Consider the following 1,823-nt stretch of genomic DNA (forward strand, 5'->3'; position numbering starts at 1 on the left):
TCACTGATGATCACCGTTACGGTTTGACCGTCTTCCACATCGCTCACCGTGCCACGAACGACCATGGCGGCGCTTTCACCGTTGCCATTAATCACGCCGTCGGCGGTTTTATCAATGCTGGTTGTGATCGCTGCGGTGTTATCAAGCTCGACTGCATCTTGTGCTGAAATCGGGTTGCCTGCCACATCGGATACGCTGGCGGAAGCAGTGAGTGTGCCATCGTTTAGTGCGCTTGCATCAATCGGATCGGTGACGTATTCGCCGTTTTGTACAAGTGCCGTGGTTTCAACTTGGTTTGTGCCATCGCTGATGATCACCGTCACGGTTTGACCGTCTTCCACATCGCTCACCGTCCCACGCACGACCATGGCGGCGCTTTCACCGTTACCATTAATCACGCCGTCGGTGGTTTTATCAATACTGGTTGTAATAACTGCGGTGTTATCAAGTTCTACGCTATCTTGCGCGTTTACAGGGTTACCCGCTAAATCTGACACGCTTGCTGTAGCGGTGAGTGTGCCGTCGTTTAATGCGCTTGCATCAATCGGATCAGTAACGTATTCGCCGTTTTGCACAAGCGCCGTGGTTTCAACTTGGTTTGTGCCATCACTGATGATCACCGTTACGGTTTGACCGTCTTCCACATCGCTCACCGTGCCACGAACGACCATGGCGGCGCTTTCGCCGTTGCCGTTAATCACGCCATCGGCTGTTTTATCAATGCTGGTTGTGATCGCTGCGGTGTTATCAAGTTCGACTGAATCTTGTGCTGAAATCGGGTTGCCTGCCACATCGGATACGCTGGCGGTAGCGGTGAGTGTGCCGTCGTTTAATGCGCTTGCATCAATAGGAGTTGTTACATATTCACCATTGATCACGGTTGCAGTTGTAGTCACCGCAGGGTTAACGCCATCGCTTATTGTTACAGTAACTATTTGGCCATCTTCTACATCTTCTACAGTACCGCGTACAACAATGGCTGCACTTTCGCCGCTGCCGTTAATAACACCGTCGGCTGTTTTATCAATGTTGGTTGTAATGTCTGCTAATTTGTCTATTTCAACGGTGTCTCTTGCTGTGTCGGGTCTAAACTCAATAAAATTAGGATCTTCTTCTTCTGTTGTTTCGGTAGGTGTTGTTTCATAGCCTGATTCAGGAACAAGTTCTTGCCCTTGGCGAGCAATAAGTTGATAGGCCACTTGAGCTTCATTAGCATCACTTGAAGATAAAGATGTAACGCTACTGGTATTGCTGCGGGCGTCAAAGGTACTATTTTGGCTTAAATCCGATACAAGCTGTGAAATAATATCTTGAGGTACAACAAGCTGTTCACTGGCTTCAGAAAAAACCAGCTCGTTCCCCTCTAATGCAATGTCGCTGCTATTTAACACAGGTAGGTCGGCAAGTTGCTCTGGTATAGAGTCTACCTTGACCCAATCTCCATTATCCATAACAACCCAGACATCACTTAGTAGTTCGACAATAACAACAGCTTTACTTATATTTTCCAAAGTGAATTTCCTAAATAGTTAATGAGAGTAAATAGCGGCTTAGCCAAAAGGTAGCTCTAATCGTTACAAAATGCAGTCAATGATACAAAAAAATAACATTGAGCAGTACCTTTTTACTGGGTTTTATAGCGGTTAAGTTTGAAATACAGTTATTATTTATAAGATAATATCAAAATTGCAATATAAAACAATTAGGAAAATGTAACTGCTATATGTATACAACGTATGAAGGGGTCACGGCAAGATCATTATAAATTGAACTTATAGAATATGTAGTGATCAGATCAAGGCATAATAATCACCTTGGTCACG

The 1,823-nt window shown here is 45.1% G+C and carries 1 pseudogene; it reads right to left on the bottom strand.

The features are described 5' to 3' along the window. Nucleotides 1–1,511 (bottom strand): annotated as a pseudogene (locus HUS62_RS22170) (hypothetical protein); the annotation flags it as partial. Between the last annotated feature and the right edge of the window lie 312 nt (nt 1,512–1,823).

It is taken from the genome of Pseudoalteromonas sp. 0303 (assembly GCF_013349995.1).
Classification (GTDB): domain Bacteria; phylum Pseudomonadota; class Gammaproteobacteria; order Enterobacterales; family Alteromonadaceae; genus Pseudoalteromonas.